This is a genomic window from Limnoglobus sp., from assembly GCF_059499385.1.
Genome location: NZ_JCABYM010000125.1, coordinates 1 through 15,046, shown reverse-complemented (window position 1 = coordinate 15,046; position 15,046 = coordinate 1). Strand labels below are relative to the sequence as shown.

16 protein-coding genes are annotated in these 15,046 nt (G+C 67.3%); 7 read left to right on the top strand and 9 right to left on the bottom strand.

Annotated elements, in window-relative coordinates:
* Nucleotides 1-89: 89 nt before the first annotated feature.
* The 4 genes from fliE to AC5JJ2_RS22255 all read right to left on the bottom strand — a co-directional run bounded on the left by fliE (nucleotide 90) and on the right by AC5JJ2_RS22255 (nucleotide 1,778).
* Nucleotides 90-392, bottom strand: coding sequence for a flagellar hook-basal body complex protein FliE (gene fliE, locus AC5JJ2_RS22270; RefSeq protein WP_495860241.1), 303 nt, complete (start codon nucleotides 390-392; stop codon nucleotides 90-92).
* Nucleotides 393-557: 165 nt separating this feature from the next.
* The gene (flgC, locus tag AC5JJ2_RS22265) at nucleotides 558-986 is read right to left on the bottom strand and encodes a flagellar basal body rod protein FlgC (protein WP_495860240.1); all 429 of its coding nucleotides are present in this window, start codon (nucleotides 984-986) and stop codon (nucleotides 558-560) included.
* A gap of 88 nt (nucleotides 987-1,074) precedes the next feature.
* Nucleotides 1,075-1,416: a flagellar basal body rod protein FlgB gene (locus AC5JJ2_RS22260; protein WP_495860239.1), complete on the bottom strand. Its 342-nt coding sequence runs from the start codon at nucleotides 1,414-1,416 to the stop codon at nucleotides 1,075-1,077.
* Nucleotides 1,417-1,484: 68 nt separating this feature from the next.
* The gene (locus AC5JJ2_RS22255) at nucleotides 1,485-1,778 is read right to left on the bottom strand and encodes a hypothetical protein (RefSeq protein ID WP_495860238.1); all 294 of its coding nucleotides are present in this window, start codon (nucleotides 1,776-1,778) and stop codon (nucleotides 1,485-1,487) included.
* Nucleotides 1,779-2,053: 275 nt separating this feature from the next.
* Between AC5JJ2_RS22255 and AC5JJ2_RS22250 the strand changes: the two genes are divergently transcribed.
* Together AC5JJ2_RS22250 and AC5JJ2_RS22245 are read left to right on the top strand one after the other, a co-directional pair.
* Complete coding sequence (locus tag AC5JJ2_RS22250) at nucleotides 2,054-3,193, top strand: hypothetical protein (RefSeq protein WP_495860237.1); 1,140 nt, start codon at nucleotides 2,054-2,056, stop codon at nucleotides 3,191-3,193.
* A 2-nt stretch (nucleotides 3,194-3,195) separates the two neighbouring features.
* A complete protein-coding gene (locus AC5JJ2_RS22245; protein ID WP_495860236.1) occupies nucleotides 3,196-3,462 on the top strand; it encodes an EscU/YscU/HrcU family type III secretion system export apparatus switch protein in 267 nt (88 codons plus the stop codon).
* Between the two features lie 301 nt (nucleotides 3,463-3,763).
* Here AC5JJ2_RS22245 and AC5JJ2_RS22240 read toward each other — a convergent pair whose 3' ends face one another.
* A complete protein-coding gene (locus AC5JJ2_RS22240) occupies nucleotides 3,764-7,003 on the bottom strand; it encodes an efflux RND transporter permease subunit (RefSeq protein WP_495860235.1) in 3,240 nt (1,079 codons plus the stop codon).
* A gap of 64 nt (nucleotides 7,004-7,067) precedes the next feature.
* On the opposite strand from AC5JJ2_RS22240, the gene AC5JJ2_RS22235 reads away from it, so the two are divergent.
* The gene (locus AC5JJ2_RS22235; protein ID WP_495860234.1) at nucleotides 7,068-7,688 is read left to right on the top strand and encodes a hypothetical protein; all 621 of its coding nucleotides are present in this window, start codon (nucleotides 7,068-7,070) and stop codon (nucleotides 7,686-7,688) included.
* A 2-nt stretch (nucleotides 7,689-7,690) separates the two neighbouring features.
* Here the strand turns inward: AC5JJ2_RS22235 and AC5JJ2_RS22230 are convergent, their stop codons facing one another.
* Together AC5JJ2_RS22230 and AC5JJ2_RS22225 are read right to left on the bottom strand one after the other, a co-directional pair.
* Entirely contained in the window at nucleotides 7,691-8,449 is a 759-nt protein-coding gene (locus AC5JJ2_RS22230; protein WP_495860233.1) for a DUF4058 family protein, read from the bottom strand.
* 38 nt (nucleotides 8,450-8,487) lie between these two features.
* Nucleotides 8,488-9,078: a TIGR02996 domain-containing protein gene (locus tag AC5JJ2_RS22225; RefSeq protein ID WP_495860232.1), complete on the bottom strand. Its 591-nt coding sequence runs from the start codon at nucleotides 9,076-9,078 to the stop codon at nucleotides 8,488-8,490.
* A 70-nt stretch (nucleotides 9,079-9,148) separates the two neighbouring features.
* Between AC5JJ2_RS22225 and AC5JJ2_RS22220 the strand changes: the two genes are divergently transcribed.
* Both AC5JJ2_RS22220 and AC5JJ2_RS22215 read left to right on the top strand, forming a co-directional pair.
* Nucleotides 9,149-10,087: an NHL repeat-containing protein gene (locus AC5JJ2_RS22220; RefSeq protein WP_495860231.1), complete on the top strand. Its 939-nt coding sequence runs from the start codon at nucleotides 9,149-9,151 to the stop codon at nucleotides 10,085-10,087.
* Nucleotides 10,088-10,240: 153 nt separating this feature from the next.
* Nucleotides 10,241-11,707, top strand: a complete 1,467-nt coding sequence (locus AC5JJ2_RS22215) for a hypothetical protein (RefSeq protein WP_495860230.1) — start codon at nucleotides 10,241-10,243, stop codon at nucleotides 11,705-11,707.
* Nucleotides 11,708-11,719: 12 nt separating this feature from the next.
* Here the strand turns inward: AC5JJ2_RS22215 and xylA are convergent, their stop codons facing one another.
* The gene (gene xylA / locus AC5JJ2_RS22210) at nucleotides 11,720-13,039 is read right to left on the bottom strand and encodes a xylose isomerase (RefSeq protein ID WP_495860229.1); all 1,320 of its coding nucleotides are present in this window, start codon (nucleotides 13,037-13,039) and stop codon (nucleotides 11,720-11,722) included.
* A gap of 99 nt (nucleotides 13,040-13,138) precedes the next feature.
* On the opposite strand from xylA, the gene AC5JJ2_RS22205 reads away from it, so the two are divergent.
* Together AC5JJ2_RS22205 and AC5JJ2_RS22200 are read left to right on the top strand one after the other, a co-directional pair.
* Nucleotides 13,139-13,576, top strand: coding sequence for a hypothetical protein (locus AC5JJ2_RS22205; protein ID WP_495860228.1), 438 nt, complete (start codon nucleotides 13,139-13,141; stop codon nucleotides 13,574-13,576).
* Nucleotides 13,577-13,903: 327 nt separating this feature from the next.
* On the top strand, nucleotides 13,904-14,338 hold the full coding sequence (locus AC5JJ2_RS22200; RefSeq protein ID WP_495860227.1) for a hypothetical protein: 435 nt from the start codon (nucleotides 13,904-13,906) through the stop codon (nucleotides 14,336-14,338).
* Between the two features lie 4 nt (nucleotides 14,339-14,342).
* Here AC5JJ2_RS22200 and AC5JJ2_RS22195 read toward each other — a convergent pair whose 3' ends face one another.
* Nucleotides 14,343-14,858 (bottom strand): type 1 glutamine amidotransferase domain-containing protein, encoded by a 516-nt coding sequence (locus AC5JJ2_RS22195; RefSeq protein WP_495860226.1) that lies wholly within the window; start codon nucleotides 14,856-14,858, stop codon nucleotides 14,343-14,345.
* Between the last annotated feature and the right edge of the window lie 188 nt (nucleotides 14,859-15,046).

Below are 15,046 nucleotides of genomic sequence, written 5' to 3'. Positions count from 1 at the left end.
TGTTGGTGGGCAGTTGGTCGTGGGTTGTGGGCAGCCGACCCGTGGGTATTTTTCCTGCCAACTACCAACTACCAACTGCCAACTAACAACTACACTTGCATCCGGGAAACCTCCTGGAAGGCTTCGGTCAGGCGGTTCCGCAGTTCCAGGATGAGCCGGAACGACAGGTCCGCTTGCGCGACGGCGGCCGAGACCGTGTGAAGGTCTTGCGCCTCGCCGGTGACGAGCGCGGCGACGGCCGCGTCGGCCGCGGCGTTCGCCCGCTGGTTCTCGGCCAGCAGCGACCCGAGTACCTGGCCGAACCCCCCGGCCGGGCTGGTCTCGCTAGTTGCCCCGGTCGGCCGCGTTAGCGGCGCGAGCGGGGTGAGATTTCCTACGGATGGCAGGTCCATACCGATCTCTCAAGGGGGGGTCAACGCCGGTTAGTTAAGAAGATTCACCACAGAGTCACAGAGGACACAGAGATAAGAGGAGAAAGCCCAAAATCAGTTTTTAAGAATTGATTTCATCTCGTCTTTTCTCTGTGTCCTCTGTGACTCTGTGGTGAATCAGAAGTTTTAACTTCGCAGCAGCGTCAGCGCCTGCTCGTTCATCTGGCGGAACGTCTGCGCCGCCTTCAGGTTCGCCTCGTAGCTGCGGCTGGCCGTCAGCAGGTTGACCATCTCGATCGGCAGCTGTACGTTCGGCAGCCGGACGTACCCCTCGGCGTCCGCGTCCGGGTGGTTCGGCTGGTACACCCGCGGGAACTCGGCCGGGTCGTCCACCACGTCCACGACCTCGACGCCCTTGAGCGCCTTCTGGCCGCCGACCTCGCGGCCGAGGACCTCGGCGAAGACCACGTCCTGCCGGCGGAACGGGTCGCCGTCCGGCCCGCGGGTGGAGTTCGCGTTGGCGATGTTGTTGGCGATGACTTCCATCCGCAGCCGCTCGGCGGCCATGCCGGACCCGCTGATGCTGCCGGCGGCGAACAGGGTGTCGAAGGGCATAGGTCACCAGTGATTGGTGACTCGTGATTGGTGATTGGTGATTGGTACTGGTTTTCCCAATCACGAATCACCAATCACCAGTCACGGCTTACCGACCGGAAACGGCCGACCGCAGGGCGGCGAGCCGCGTGGCCATGACGGTCGCGGCGGCCTGGTAGAGCAGGCTGTTCTTGGTCAGGGCGTTCAGCTCGCGGTCGAGGTCCACGGTGTTGCCGTCCACCCGCTCCGGCCCGGCGGCCTCCACGACCTGCGGCTTCACGGCCGTCGGGTCGTCGAGGTGCTTGGCGAGTTCGTCCTCGAACCGGACTTCGAGCGCCTTGAAGTTCGGCGTGTTGACGTTGGCGATGTTGTTGGCGATGACCCGGTGCCGCAGCCCGGCGGCGGTCATGGCGTGCGTCAGCAGGTCGAGGCCGTAAGCGGTCGGCGTCATGTCGGGAGTATCGGTCGGGAAGCTGGGCGAAGTTAAACGATTCTACGGGCCGAGCCGTGGAAGGGGGGTCAGTCGTCGCGATTCCAGCTCAAGCAGATCAGCGACACAATCATGAGGACGAGACAGGCCACCAGGAAGAGCGTCACCGCGGCGCAGGCGTAGCCCAGGTCGATTCCCAGGCCGACGGCGGCCGGGATGAGCAGGAATACGCCACGCAGGATTCCTTCGGCGATAGCCTTTCCGAGGGCGGCGAGCGGCCCGGCCAAGGACATCGTTAAGAGCACGGTGATCGTCGCGGACGCGATCCACAGCCCCGGCCGGGAGGCGTGCATCAGCTGCAGCGGCACGAGGTCGTCGTTCACGCGGCGTCCCTCCTCTTGCCCCGGAGGGGCGACGGGCTGTAGCCACGGGTGGAGCGCAGCGCAACCCGTGGTACGCGCATCCCACTCCCGCCCCGGATGGGGCGGTGGAACGCGGGAGCTTCCTTCCGCCGCCCCTCCGGGGCAGAAACCGCGCGTGTGCCTGCCACGGGTTTCACCCGTGGCTACAGTCCGCGGCCCCATCCGGGGCCGAAGACCGGCCACGGGTTCGGGGATGAGTTCTCTGCAAAGAGCCGGGCCGCGGGTTCGATATTCCCGTGCGTCGAGATTTTCCCGCCGCCGTCGGTTACACTGCGATCATGCAAATCCTGCCGACCACCAGCAGCCCGCTCGCGAACCTCGCGGCCCAGCAGCCGGCCGTGGCGCGGCTCGTCGCCGGCGAAGTGAGCGGCCTGCCCATCGGGGCGCTGCTCGCGGCCGTCGTCACGAAGCTGGAGAACAACGAGGCCACCCTCAACGTCGCCGGCAAGCAACTGACCGTCCGCACCGGGCTGCCGCTCGCCGTCGGGGACGCGCTCACGGTGTCCGTGTCGCCGAACGGCCAGCTCGAACTCGCCCGGCCAACCCCGGCGGTGTCCGCCGTCGCGACCACGCCGGTGACCGTGACGACGGACCCGACGCTCGAAGCCGTCGGCGAGATTCTCCGCCAGGAGAAGCCGCCGCCGCTCGGCGAGAGCCTGCCGGCGCTGCGGAGCGAGATCGCCGACAAGCCGCAGGCCGCGAAGGTGAAGGCCGTCCTCAACGCGATCCTTCCCGACTCGCCGCGGCCGACGAACGCGGAGGAACTGACGGCCCTCGTCAAGGACGGCGGGCAATTCCTGGAGGCGAAACTCGACCGCCGCGCGGCCGGCGAAGCCGTGAACTTCAACCGCGATCTGAAGGCCGTGCTGACGGAACTCGTGTCGGCCGCCCCGCAACTGGTGGCCGCCCGCACGACGCTCGACGGGATCGAGTACCAGCAGGCGGCGAACGCCCTCGGCCAGCAATCGACCGGGGCGTTCGTCGTCCCCGTCCCGTTCCCGGACGGCCCGACCTGGCGGACACTCCACATGGCCGTCGAACCCGACGGCGGCGGCGGAAGTGACACGCCGGATCAGCCGTCGCGGTTCCGGGTGCTGATGCACGTCCCGCTGACGGAACTCGGCGAGACGTACCTCGACGCCGGCATCGACGGCGACCGACTGCGGGCCGTGTTGTACCTCGACGCCGCCGCCACCCGCGACCGCGTGCGGCCGGAGTTGACCGAGTTGGAATCGGAGTTGAAGGCGACCGGGTTCAGCGAGGTGCTGCTCGACGTTCGCCCGACGAGCGACCTGCCGGACCGCCGCCGCCGGCAGGCGAGCGCGATGCGGACCGGCCGGGCGGACGCGACATCTGTTGTCGATGTGAGGGTGTGACGATGGCCGAACCCCGCAAGCGGGCCGTCGCGCTGAAGTACGACCCGGCCGAGGCCGCCGCGCCGAAGGTCGTGGCGAAGGGGGCCGGCGCGACGGCCGACCGGATGCTCGCCATCGCCCGCGCCAACGGCGTCCCGGTCCGCGAGGACAAGGCGCTCGTCACGGTGCTGAGCAAGCTGAACATCGACCAGGAGATCCCGCCGCAGCTCTACCGCGCCGTCGCCGCGATCCTGGCGTTCCTGTACAAGGCGAACCAGAAGCAACCGTAGGTCGGGTCGAGCCGAGGCCGACCAAGTGACACACCGTTGTCAGTCGTCGGCCGGTCTTTACCCCGAAGGGGTTACACATGTCAGCCCAGGGCAAGGAGCGCAGCGACGCCGCCCTGGGTACGACCGCCACCCAATGCAATAAGCCCTGAAAGGGCGGAAGAATGTTCCGCCCTTTCAGGGCTTGCGGGATAGGTGGGACGCGTACCCAGGGCGTTGCCCTGGGCCGACATGTGTTACCCCTTCGGGGTAAAAACCCGCCTGCCGGGACACGGCCTTCGTGGTTGCCCGCGCCGCGACCGACCTACGGGGTATTCGCCTGCCGCCCTAGCCACGCCAGGAACCGCTCGAACACGCAGTAGAACACCGGGACCACCACCAGCGTCACGGCCGTCGCCAGGATGCTGCCGCCGATGATGCTCCGCGCCAGCGGGGCCCGCGTCTCGGACCCGGAACTCGCGCCGACCGCCAGCGGGATCGCGCCCACGATCGTCGCGATCGACGTCATCAGGATCGGCCGCAGCCGCACCCGGCCGGCCTCCAGCATCGCGGCCGCCGCCGACAGACCCTTCTGCCGCCGAATCTGGTTCGCGTAGTCCACCAGCACGATCGAGTTCTTCTTCACCAGCCCCGCGAGGAGCACCAGGCCGATCATGCTCATCATGTTCAGCGTGTCGCCGTACCACCAGAGTGTTGCCAGCGCCCCGGTCACGCCGAACGGCACGGCCAACAGCACCGTGAACGGGTGGATGAAGGACTTGAACTGCACGCCCAGGATCATGTACGCGAACACGAACCCCAACCCCAGGCAGCCCCACATGGACGACATCGTCGCCGCCATCGCGGATGCGTTGCCGAGCGGCACGAACCGGTAGTTCTCGTTCAGCCCCATTTCGTCCCGGCACTGCTCGGCGATCTCCAGGCTGCGGCTGATCGCCTCGCCCTGCGGGACGCCGGGGGCCATGTTCGCGGTCAACTCGACCTTCCGCTGGTGGTTGTACCGGTGGATCGTCGGCAGCGTCGAAATCACCTTCACCGTCGTCACGTCCCGCAGCGGGATGAGCTTGCCGTCCTCGTTCTTCACGAAGTCGTCGAGGATCGCGTCCGGGGCCGACCGCTGGTCTTCGAGGTAGCGCAGCCGCACGTCGTACCGGCGGGACGTGGACCCCATCGCGGGCGGGGTGAACCGGCCGTCGCGGAACCCGCCGGTGCCGACGGCGAGCACGAACGCCAGCCGCCGCATCGACACGTTCCGGGCGGCCGCCTTCTCCCGGTCCGGCACGATCTGCACCTCCTGCATCCCCGGCCGGTAGTCGCTGTTCACGTCCGTCACCACGCCGCTGTCGATCATCTTGAGGCGGATGCGCTCGGACAGCTTCGTGACGGTGTCGAAGTCCGGCCCCTGGATGGCGAAGTTAACCGGGAACCCGCGGGTCGGCGTGAACCCCTGCGTCGAGAGGTCGAGCACGACCGGCCGCATCCCGGCGATGCCGCCGAGTCGTTTCCTCGCCTCGGCCATCACGTCGGCCTGCGTCATCGTGCGGTCGGACGCCGGGGTGAGCCGGACGAAGATCGTGCCTTCCGTAATCAGCGAGCCGGGGCGGAACGAGATCGTCGCGAACATCGACGCGAGCAGGTCGTCGCCCGTCACCGGGTCCTTCAGTTCCGCCAGCACCGTCTCCGCCTTGCCGACGACTTCCTCGACGTACTCGATGTTCATGCTGATCGGGCAGACGATGTTGACCACGAACCGGTTCTGGTCCTCGCTCGGCACGAGTTCCCGACCCATGGGCCGGACGGTGACGCGGTCCGCGCCGGTGACGGACTTCGCCCACGCCGGCAGCGGCCGGTCGATGCCGACGACGAACAGCCCGGCCGCGGCCGCGACGAGCATCCCGACCGCCAGCCACGGCCACGGGAACCAGAGCGCGAACCGCAACAGCCGCAGGTAGACGAACGAACACAGGTCGAGCAGCTTGTTCGTCGGCCAGACGATGACCCACTTCAACAGCGTGACCGGGAAGCCGAGGATTTGTCGGTACAGCGGCCGCGGCGGGGCGTTCTTGTGTTCGACCGTGAGGAACAGCGAGCAGAGCATCGGCGTGACGGTCAGCGCGATGACCAGCGATAGCAGCACGGCCACGGTGACGGTGATGCCGAACTGGTAGAAGAACGCGCCGATCGACCCTTGCATGAACGCGACCGGCAGGAAGATGGCGACAATGGACAGCGTCGCCGCCCCGGCCGCGAAGCTGATTTCGCGCGCCCCGTTCAGGGCGGCGCTCCTTCGGTTCTCGCCGAGTTCCATCCGGCGGTAGATGTTCTCCAGCACCAGGATCGCGTCATCGACGACGACGCCGACGGACAGCGACAGCGCGAGCAGCGTCATGAAGTTGACGGTGAACCCCAGCACCTTGATGGCGATGAACGTGCCGATGAGCGACGTGGGGATCGCGACGCAGACGTTCAGCGTCGTGCCGACGGAGCCGAGGAACACGAACGTGACGAGCGCCGTCAGGATGACGCCGAGGACGAGGGCTTCTTTGACTTCCTCGATGTCGTCCTTGATGAACAAGGAGAAGTCGGTGCTGACGCTGACCTCGATCCCTTCCTGCGCCGCCAACTTCTGGAGCAGCGGGAGCTTCGCCTTGACCTCCTCGCAGACCTGCACGACGTTCGCGCCGGTCGCCCGCATGACGCCGACGCCGACGGTCGGTACGCGGTTGTACCGGGCGAAGTTCCGCTTGTCCGCCATGCCGTCTTCAATCGTGCCGTACTCCGTCAGCTTCACCACCTGATTGCCGGCGTTCATCATCGTCAGGTCGGCGAACTCGCCGGCGTCCTTCGCCTCGCCGAGCGTCCGCACGTCCGACTCCCGCTTCTTGCCGTCGAGGTAGCCGGCCGGCAGCTCGACGTGCTGGTCGCGGATCGCCTGGAATGCGTCGAGCGCGTCCTGGTTCCGGCTGCGGAGCTTGTCGCGGTCCAGCCAGACGCGCATCGTCCGCTGCCGGAGGCCGCCGTACATGATGCCGCCGCAGCCGTTGATGGTCTGCACCTCCTGCCGCAGCTTCGTGTCCACAAAGTCGTTGAGAACTTTTAATGGCTTCTTGCCGTGGACGCCGAGCCAGATGACCGGGAACTTGTTGAAGTTCAGCTTGGAAATCACCGGCGGGTCGATCTCGGTCGGCAGCCGGTCCATCGCGGCGGACACGGCGTTCCGCACGTCCTGCATGCACACGTCCACGTTCTTGTCGAGCCGGAAGTAGACGGTGACGGAGCTGACGCCGTAAGTGCTCTGCGACGAGACGTAGTCGATCCCCTCGACCTGCGACACGGCGTCCTCGATCACGTCCGTCACGTCGTGGTCGAGGATGTCCGGGGAGGCGGAGTCGTAGTACGTGGTGATGCTGACGACGGGGAAGTCGAGTTCCGGGAACTGGCTGACGCCGAGGTCGCGGTAGGCGAGGGAGCCGAAGACGAGCAGGGCCGCCGCGAGGACGACGGCGAACACGGGGTTCTTGATGGCGAGGTCGGAGAGCCGCATGGGATGAGTGTACCCGAAGGGGAGGCGGGGCTGTTAGAATATCGCCACCCCACGGAGGCCGGACATGGCGTTCAGCAACTTCGAGTTCCCGGACGTGATCGCGCGGCTCGGATTGACCCTGCGGCCGAGCGAAGAGATGTTTGCTGAAACACCGCCGATTCGCGACACCGCCCGCATCCGCGATTGGCTGGCTCGAACGTCCCGAATCGCGATCACGATCAATACGGAGAAAGCCCGGTCCGAGTGGATGGTCGCGCCGGTCCTCGCCGAATTGTGGTCCGGCTACCATGCCCGGATCGGCCTCTATTCGGGCGTCGAGTTCGCCGCCGACCCCGAGGCCGGGCTGACGGGGGTGGTCGATTTCATGATTAGCAACGCCCCGCAGGTCCCGCACATCGTCTCGCCGGTGGCGGTGCTGTTCGAGGCGAAGCGGGACAACCTGCACGACGGCCTCGGGCAGTGCATCGCGAGCATGGTCGGGGCGTGGCGGTTCAACCAGCGGGAGCGGAACGCCGTGCCGGTGGTGTACGGCGGCATGACGACCGGCAGCCTGTGGAAGTTCCTGAAGCTGATCGGCACGGAGGTGACGCTCGACCTGCGGGAGTACTCGCTGGCGGAGGTGGACAAGATTCTCGGCATCCTGGCGTACATGGTCGGCCCCGTCCGCGGCACGGCCGCGGCGTGAGGTCACGTCGGCGGTTGCACGAGTTCGCGGATCGGTTCCGGCGTGTTGTCCCAGGACGTGCGGTACGATTGCTCCAGTGGCATCGGCACGTAGACGCCGGGTTCGAGGAACAGCGGCAGTGGCGGCAACTCGTCGCCGACGGCGAGCGGCTCGACGTAGGCCGTCTGCGGGTAACCGGCGTCGTAGGCGGCGGCCGTGAGCGGCTTCCCCTCCGGCCGCGGCTCGAACGGCTCGCCGACGAGTTCGTCCCAGACGGCCTGGTGGATGCCGTCCGGGTCGCGGGGGGTGGGCGGGAACAGGTCGATCACGGCGACGTGAATCCCGGCCCGCACGAACTCGGCGACCTTGTGCGTGAACGACCGGATGGCGTGCTGGCTGTCCTTGTTGCCGGGCGAGACGATCTCGATGATCGCGACGACCCGGCCGAGTCGATGCCGCACGGCGATTCGGTTTGCCTTCCGGGCGTAGATCGCACGCTCGGTTTCAACCTGCCCAACTTGTCGCACCTTCGGCGGTGCGTCTGCGACCGCCAGCCCGCCCTGCGGCGTGACCGGACGAGTTTGGATCGTCACCACGTCCGGCTCCGGCCCGCTCACCCGTTGATCCGCGAAGGCGTAGTATCCCGCCGGCAGCACGCCCCGGTTCAAGGCGCGGCGCAATTCGATGGACCAATCCTGATGGAAGTCGTGGAACGTCCCGGCATCAACGCGCGTCCAGTCGTGGATCGGCATGGCGACGGCCTTTCGTGGGATGCCGGTCATTCTACCGCGCTCCGCTCCGCAAAGCCTCCGCGCCGTGGCTAATCGGGATCGTCGTCGCCGGCCGACACCTCGCCGAGACGCCGACGCTCTTCCTCACGATCCAACACCTCCGGCGCGAAACGACCCATCGCGTCCCACCGCACCAAGTCGTCTCGGGAACGAACGACTCCGAGGCTTACCACGACGCACCGACCGCTTGCGGCATGAGAGTGAGCAGTCGCAATTGTGTCGGCGAAGTACACTTCGCTTTGGCAACCGGTGCAGAACCGCACATCGACCGTGTCTGTGGGCCGGAGTTGTTCCCATTTTTTGGGGCAAAGGTATGTCGGGTTGGAACTCTTCCGCTTCCATCCGAACCCGACGGTCGATCCACCCGATTCACAAACTTCAATCAGGAGCTTGCTCACCACGGCGAGCCATTTCCTATCCAGTTCCGCCGCCAACATCTGCAACCGTTTGCCGACCGACTTCCGACGTTTCTTCATTCGCGGCTCTTCCGCCGTCAGTCGCAGGAACTCGGCCTTCGCGGCCTCGCTTCGCTCGTCCAGCCAGTCGGCGTACACCAGCCGCACGGTGTCGTCGGCCGGGTTCTCCAGCAGCTTCCGCAGGAACGCGTCCTCGTCGCTCATCGTGGGCCGCCCTCCGTTCGGGAAGTAGAATCCCCACCAGACACATACTACCTCCTCCGGGGTTCACGCCATGCGCCTCCTCTCCCTGTTGCTGCTCCTCGTCCCGGCCGTCGCGGCCGCGGCCGACCCGGTCGCGCACCGCGTCCTCGCCGCCGACCGCGGGACCGGCAAGCTCGCCATCGTCAACGCCAAGGGCGAGGTCGAATGGGAGTTCGCCAACAAGCACGACGTTCACGACCTCCACATGCTGCCGAACGGGAACATCCTCACGCACAACTCGCACACGAGCGTCATCGAGATCACGCCGAAGAAGCAGATCGTCTGGACGTACCAGGCCAAGCCGAAGGACGGGTACAAGGGCCGGATCGAGATTCACGCCTTCCAACGGCTCGCGGACGGGAACACGATGGTCGCGGAGTCCGGCAACACGCGGATCGTCGAGGTCAGCCCGAAAGGGGAGATCGTGAAGACGGTTCCCCTCACGGTGTCGAAGCCGGACGCCCACCGGGACACGCGGATGGTGCGGAAGCTGGCGACCGGCAACTACCTCGTCTGCCAGGAGGGGGAGGGGGCCGTCCGCGAGTACGACGACATGGGTAAGATCGTGTGGGAGTACAAGCTCGACCTCGGCGGCCGGCCGCGGTCCAACGGCCACGGCCCGGAGGGGCACGGCGTCGAAGTCTTCGGCGCGGTCCGGCTGCCGAACGGGAACACGCTCGTCGCCGGCGGGAACAACAACCGCGTGATCGAGGTGAACCCGAAGAAGGAGATCGTCTGGCAGGTCGATCAGAAGGAACTGCCCGGCGTCACGCTCGCGTGGGTGACGACGCTGCACGTCCTGCCGAACGGGAACGTCGTCATCGGCAACTGCCACGCCGGGGAGGCGAACCCGCAGTTGATCGAGGTCTCCCGCGAGAAGAAGGTGGTCTGGACGTTCAAGGACTTCAAGAATTTCGGGAACAACCTCGCGTCGGCCGTCGTCCTGGACGTGGACGGCGTGATTCGGTAACGCGGCCCGACTTCCGAAGTCCGGCTTCGACTTCGGAAGTCGAACGGGGAAGCACGGCATAGCAGACGCCGCGAACGCCCCCGCGGTGATCGACTTCCGAAGTCGAAGCCGGACTTCGGAAGTCAGCGGCTCGACCCCCTGCCCGGCCACGCCATGCTTATCGAAACGCCCCGGCCCCTCTCGGCCGACGACCTCGCCGCCCTGGAGGGCCGGCTGCGGAACGTCAGGATCAACCTCCGCATGGCCGGCCTCTCGTTCCTGTTCCTCCTCGCGGTCGGGGCGTGCGCCTGGTTCGGCCGGCCGAACGCGTGCATCCTCACCGGCGTCGGGTTCATGTACGTCAGCTTCGGCTTCGGCCTCATCGGGACCGTCTACGAGGCCCTGACGGAGCGGCCGCGGGTGCGGCGGGCGATGCAGAGCACGCACGTCGTCGAGTACGAAGTGACGGCGCAGGCTGCCTGCGCGCTCGCGTCGCAGGAGTTCGTCGTCTTCGACGTGGGCGACGGCCGGCTGCTCGCGCGGCCGCACACCCGGTGGATGTGGTGGTCGATGTTCCGCGGGCCGTTCCGCGTCGCGTTTGCCATGCCCACGGGGTACGAACTCCAGCGGACGGAGTACGGCCTGTCGTGGTTCCGGCCGCGGAAGGGGCCGCCCTTGAAGGTGCTCGTCCCGGACCCGGCGGCGCGGGCGCGGGTCGTGGCGCGGTTGCGGGAGCAACCGGTGTTCCTCGGGTCGCTCGACGACCTGGCGGCGGCGCTGGCGGCCGTCGGCCGGCCGGACCCGCCCCCGCCGGTTCCCGCCGTGCCGCCGGCGCGGCCGGACTGGGACGCGATCCAGGCATATTTGGAAGAGCGGTTCGGGCACGAGTTCGGCATCGGCCGCCTGGCGACGGCGATTCGCACGCTGCCGGACGCACCCACGCCGGCGTCGGCCGCCGCGGTGGTGCTGAACTTCTTCCCGGACCCGGCCCTGGCCCCGCCGGCGAACGCGAACCGCCGCCGCCTCGTCCGGCAGCTCCGCGAGGCGCTGGCCGTGGCGCTCGACCGACCGCCGGACGCGATCAAGCTCACGGACCGGCTGGACGACCTGTTCCCGAAGACCCGTCGTCGGCGGGCGTGGGGCGTGTTCAAGCAGCACTTCCCGTCCCTGTGGATTCCGCGGGTGCGGACGGACACGCCGCGGTGGGTGCTGTTGTCGGGCGCGGCCGGGGCCGTGGTCGGCGGCACGGCGCTCATCATCATCACGACCGACCAAATGAAGCCGTGGACGGGGTCCGGCCTGAAGCTCCCGTGGGGCGAACAATTGAACGCCGGGGTGATGCTGTTCGTCTACCCGATCGTCGGGTTCCTGGCCGTGTTCTGGACGACCCTCCTGGCCCGGCGGGCGGTCGTGCGGTTCGCGTTCCCGCCCGGCGTGGCGACGGTCAACGACCTGCTCCAGCACGCGCTGGCCCAGGAAGGCGAAGGGTACGCGGCCCCGGCCGCGGACCGGCCGGCCGCGGCGGAAGTGGAGGACGTGATCCGCGACCGGTGGGCCGAGCCGCTGGCGCACGCCGCCGTCCGGGACCCGGAGGACGACGTGCCGCCGGACCAGCGGGAGGACGACGGCGTATTGGATTGACCGCCCGCCGGGTTACTTGATGAACCGGTTGATGTAGTTCTCCAGCATCTCCTGGCGGCCGGACGTGTTCTTGTCCGCCTCGCCCTTCGCCAGCATGTACTTCTCCAGCACCTCGAAGTCGGCCACGCCCTTCTCCACGTCCGCGCCGATGCCACTGTCCCACGAGGCGTACCGCTCCTTCACGAACTTCGCGAGGCCGCCGTCCTTGCGGATGGCGCTGGCGATCTTCAGACCGTGGGCGAATGCGTCCATCCCGCCGACGTGGGCGTGGAACAGGTCCACCGGCTCGAAGCTCTCCCGCCGGACCTTCGCGTCGAAGTTGAACCCGCCGCTGCCCAGGCCGTTCTGGTTCAGCACCACCAGCATCATTTGCGTCGTGGTGTACAGGTTCGTCGGGAACTGGTCCGTGTCCCACCCGATCAGCTCGTCCCCGCGGTTCGCGTCGATGCTGCCGAGCATCCCGTAGCTGCTCGCGTACGTCATCTCGTGGAACATCGTGTGCCCGGCGAGCGTCGCGTGGTTCGTCTCCAGGTTCAGCTTGAAGTCCTTGTCCAGGCCGTAGGTCTTCAGGAACGCCGTACACGCGGCCGCGTCGCTGTCGTACTGGTGCGTCGTGGGCTCCTTCGGCTTCGGCTCGATCAGGAACTGGCCGGTGAACCCGATCTTCTTCTTGTACTCGACGGCCAGGTGCAGGAACTTCGCCAGGTGGTCGAACTCCCGCCGCAGGTCGGTGTTGTACAGGTTGTGGTAGCCCTCGCGGCCGCCCCAGAAGACGTAGTTCGCGCCGCCGAGTTCCTTTGTCACCTCCATCGCCTTCTTGACCTGCGCGGCCGAGAACGCGAACACGTCGGCGTTGCAACTGGTGGACGCGCCGTGGACGAACCGCGGGTTGCTGAACAGGTTCGCCGTGCCCCACAGGAGCTGCACGCCCGTCTCCTGCTGCTTCGCCTTCAGCTTCGCGACGACGGTGTCGAGAATCTTGTTCGTCTCGGTGAGGGTCTTGCCTTCCGGGGCGATGTCGCGGTCGTGGAAGCAGTAGAACGGTACGCCGAGCTTGGTGACGAACTCGAACATCACGTCCACGCGGCGGAGCGCGACCTCGACCTCCGACCCGCCCTGGTCGTCCCACGGGCGGACGGCGCAGCCGGGGCCGAACGGGTCGCTGCCGGTCCCGCAGAGGGTGTGCCAGTAGGCGACGCCGAACCGGAAGTGGTCCTGCATCGTCTTGCCGTCCACGACCTCCGTGGGGTTGTAGTGGCGGAACGCGAGCGGGTTGGTGCTGTCCGGGCCTTCGTACTTGATGGCGGACACGTCGGGGAAGTAGGACGGCATCTTCGGCGTCTCGGGGAGTGAGAAATGGTCGTGGGGAAAGGGTATTCGCGGCGCGGGGAAATGGGTATAGGATGAGGGGAACGCGAGTGAGGAGTTGACATGAACACCGCCGTTCTACCGGATGTGGTCGTACCGACCGTTCCGGTTCGCCCCAACAGCACGCCCGCCCTCACGCCGGCTCAACTCGTTAGCACGTTACCCGAGGAGTTTCGGGCCGCCGTACTTTGCGAGTTGCTACGCGACTTGGCCGTGAAGCACAACAATGCGGGCGTTATCCCGGTCCGCACGCCGGACGACGAATGGTTGGCGAACGTCGTCCTACCGGGAACGCCGGGTGCGAAGGCGGATCAAATCTTCTTTGAACTCGACGACGCCCACCGCACGGCCTTGATGAAGGGCTTCATCGACCTCGATCTCGATAACGTTTTGTCCGACGAGGAGGTCGAATCCCTCTTCAAGGGGGGAGGCTGGTCTGTCAGTCCGATGACCACGACAGTCACGGCCCGGCCGATCCTCGCCGGCTTCCGAACGAAGTGAACGCGGATGTCGCCGGCAAACCGCCACGAGTAGTACGGCTGGATCGGGTCGTCGATGTGTACACATCCCGGCGGCAGGCCGTGCGTGCGTTGGAACTCCTGAACCATCGTGTCCCGCATGACGGCGAACACGTTGGGGTCGTGTGGTGGTCGGGCGAGTAGCCGCCGTTGCCACGCGACAATTGACGGCGCGGCCGAGCCGTGAAACTTGACGACGACGTTCATGTCCGTTCCAAGCGAAGCGGGATTGCGAGAGCGTAGCAAATCGAAATCGGGAAGGGTACGATCAAAGTGTCCCCCTCCTCGGCCGCTGACCGCGGGGTGTCCCGTGCCCGAAACGCCGACGTTCCCGCTGCCCCCGATCGACGCGAAGTTCCAGGCACGGCTGGAGCGCAGCCGGGACTACGTCCCGCCGGAAACCGTGTCCCTGCCGGACTGCCCGCGGCCCGATTTCCGGGGCGAAGCATCGCGGGCGCTGCGGCGGTACATGCGGCGGGACCGCGAGCCGATCGTCCTCGAGACCGGCCCCTCGCTGTTGGAGCAGCTGCCGGAGCGGGCCGTGTCGCCGCTGTGCACCGGCGTGGCGGTCGGGCTGCTCGTCGTCGAACTGCTGTACTTCGTCACCTGCCGGCCGGACGTTCACCCGCGGCTCGCCCGGCGGAACGTGCTTTCGCCGGTGGACGTGAAGAAATCCCTGGTCGTTTCCCGCGACCTGCGAACGGCCGCCCGGACGCTCATCCGCACGTTCGTCCGGCGGACGTGATCGGTCAGCCCTTCACCGCCGCCAAGATCGCGGCCGCGAACGCCGGCAGGTCGTCCGGCGTGCGGCTCGTGATGACGTGGCCGTCCACCACCACCTCCGCGTCCACCCACGTCGCCCCGGCGTTCACCACGTCGTCCTTGATCGCGTAAAAGCCGGTCGCCTTCCGGCCGCCGCGGAGCGCGTCCGTCGAGCAGAGCACCCACGGGCCGTGGCAGATCGCGGCGAGGACCTTCTTTTGCGCGTGGGCGTCGCGGACCAGCTTCAGCATCGCGTCGCTGCGGCGGATGTAGTCCGGGCAGAACCCGCCGGGGATCACGACCGCGTCGAACTGCGCCGCCGTCACGTCGGCCGCGGCGGCGTCCGCCTTCGCCGGGTAGCCGAGCTTGCTCGGGTAGACCTTGCCCGCCTCCGGGCCGACGATCACGACCTTCAGCCCGGCCTCGCGGAACCGGTAGACGGGGTACCAGAGTTCGAGTTCCTCGTACTTTTGCTCGGCGAGGACCGCGACGGATTTCGGCATGGGAAGTCTCCAATACAGGGTTGTGCCGAGCCGTGATGCGGCTCGACGGATTGTGTCTTGTTCCCTCCCCCCTTGGGGGGGGGGGTTAGGGAGGGGGGTGAGCTGCCCAACCCCGGTGAGGATCGCGTCCGCGGAAGGGAGGTTACCCCCCTCCCTAACCCTCCCCCCCAAGGGGGGAGGGAACAAGA

Coding starts and splice junctions, on each gene's coding strand:
- fliE (WP_495860241.1), bottom strand. CDS start 392: ATGGACCTGCCATCCGTAGGAAATCTCACCCCGCTCGCGCCGCTAACG.
- flgC (WP_495860240.1), bottom strand. CDS start 986: ATGCCCTTCGACACCCTGTTCGCCGCCGGCAGCATCAGCGGGTCCGGC.
- AC5JJ2_RS22260 (WP_495860239.1), bottom strand. CDS start 1,416: ATGACGCCGACCGCTTACGGCCTCGACCTGCTGACGCACGCCATGACC.
- AC5JJ2_RS22245 (WP_495860236.1), top strand. CDS start 3,196: ATGGCCGAACCCCGCAAGCGGGCCGTCGCGCTGAAGTACGACCCGGCC.
- AC5JJ2_RS22240 (WP_495860235.1), bottom strand. CDS start 7,003: ATGCGGCTCTCCGACCTCGCCATCAAGAACCCCGTGTTCGCCGTCGTC.
- AC5JJ2_RS22235 (WP_495860234.1), top strand. CDS start 7,068: ATGGCGTTCAGCAACTTCGAGTTCCCGGACGTGATCGCGCGGCTCGGA.
- AC5JJ2_RS22230 (WP_495860233.1), bottom strand. CDS start 8,449: ATGACCGGCATCCCACGAAAGGCCGTCGCCATGCCGATCCACGACTGG.
- AC5JJ2_RS22225 (WP_495860232.1), bottom strand. CDS start 9,078: ATGAGCGACGAGGACGCGTTCCTGCGGAAGCTGCTGGAGAACCCGGCC.
- AC5JJ2_RS22220 (WP_495860231.1), top strand. CDS start 9,149: ATGCGCCTCCTCTCCCTGTTGCTGCTCCTCGTCCCGGCCGTCGCGGCC.
- AC5JJ2_RS22215 (WP_495860230.1), top strand. CDS start 10,241: ATGCTTATCGAAACGCCCCGGCCCCTCTCGGCCGACGACCTCGCCGCC.
- xylA (WP_495860229.1), bottom strand. CDS start 13,039: ATGCCGTCCTACTTCCCCGACGTGTCCGCCATCAAGTACGAAGGCCCG.
- AC5JJ2_RS22205 (WP_495860228.1), top strand. CDS start 13,139: ATGAACACCGCCGTTCTACCGGATGTGGTCGTACCGACCGTTCCGGTT.
- AC5JJ2_RS22195 (WP_495860226.1), bottom strand. CDS start 14,858: ATGCCGAAATCCGTCGCGGTCCTCGCCGAGCAAAAGTACGAGGAACTC.